Here is a 392-nt window from a genome sequence, read left to right on the forward strand (position 1 = left end):
CAGCGCGGCCTCCAGCCGCGAGCGCTCCGCGACGGCCGACGACACGTCGCCCGGCCCGGCCCGGTCGGGCAGCTCGCCCACCGGGCGCTCCCCCCACCAGCGGCGCCGGGCCGAACGGGCCGCCATCCGCACCAGCACCTGGCGCACATACGCCTCCGGGGCCTGCTCGGCGACCCTCGGCCAGACGAACCACAGCTTCACCAGGGCCTCCTGGACGAGGTCCTCGGCGCGCTGCCGGTCACCGCCGGTGAGCAGCCGCGCGACATGGAGCAGCGCCGACCAGCGGGCAGCCACGAACTCGTCGAAGCCGTCCACCCGAAACCGCTCCATCCCCACCGCCCCGTGTCCGAACAACCCCTTACACCTGAGACAAAGACTCATGACCCGGCGAA

Annotated in this window: 1 protein-coding gene; it reads right to left on the bottom strand. The window is 73.7% G+C overall.

Features of this window, described 5'->3' with window-relative positions; translation table 11 throughout:
* Nucleotides 1-330 (bottom strand): sigma factor (locus tag B7767_RS43060; RefSeq protein ID WP_085576529.1); only part of this gene is annotated, 330 nt, incomplete at its 3' end.
* Between the last annotated feature and the right edge of the window lie 62 nt (nucleotides 331-392).

This window comes from Streptomyces sp. 13-12-16 (assembly GCF_002114215.1).
In the GTDB taxonomy this organism is placed as follows: Bacteria; Actinomycetota; Actinomycetes; order Streptomycetales; family Streptomycetaceae; genus Streptomyces.